Raw genomic sequence first — 636 nt, 5'->3', positions numbered from 1 at the left:
TATTAAAAGTAAATCATTTCAAAGACATTCAACTTCTTCAACTCACTTTTAGAGTAGGAACCTCTTTTGTTATTACTTCAATCTAATCCATTTTTATTTTTAAATTTCTTTTACGAACGTTCGAAGTTGCATCAAATAACTCGATTAAATAGTCACTTGATTTTTGCAATCCTGATTCACACTGGCACGGACAAGGAGCCGTAAGGATGAAAGAGAGGTAGGGCTTTCATTGTTTTAGGTAATATACTATCTAAGTCATTATTTCTAGAAGAAAAAACAATCAATCTCACCGCTATCTTTAAGAATTTCTTACATCTACTGATACAGTGAATAGTAATTGTTTATCTTCTTTACGTAAAATTGATAAGCAAACTGGTAACACCATATGGTCAACTACAAAAAATGGTTTCCAGACCAGGAAACCATTTTTAATTTCATTTACATAACAATAATAAATTAAGCAGTAAGAAGGAGTGCACACATGAAAAAAATGTTAACGAAAGAATTAAGTAATGAATTAAAGAAGCGGGAAGGGGTCATTTCTATTAAAGTTGAGCCTTATGAAAAAATCGAAGTTGGTGGAATTCGTGTAGATGGACCAGCTGTTATTCTAATTAATCAAGAATAGCTAAAAAT

Annotated in this window: 1 protein-coding gene; it reads left to right on the top strand. The window is 31.0% G+C overall.

What is annotated here, in order from left to right; all coding sequences use genetic code 11:
- The first annotated feature begins 481 nt into the window (after positions 1-481).
- Positions 482-628, top strand: coding sequence for a BC1881 family protein (locus AC1DTM_RS30525; protein ID WP_016104164.1), 147 nt, complete (start codon positions 482-484; stop codon positions 626-628).
- Positions 629-636: the final 8 nt, after the last annotated feature.

This window comes from Bacillus sp. P4_D3 (assembly GCF_056401855.1).
This window is presented reverse-complemented; position numbering and strand designations above follow the sequence as displayed.

What these genes read in the sequence shown, in the direction of transcription:
- AC1DTM_RS30525 (WP_016104164.1), top strand. Translation starts at nt 482, where the DNA reads ATGAAAAAAATGTTAACGAAAGAATTAAGTAATGAATTAAAGAAGCGG.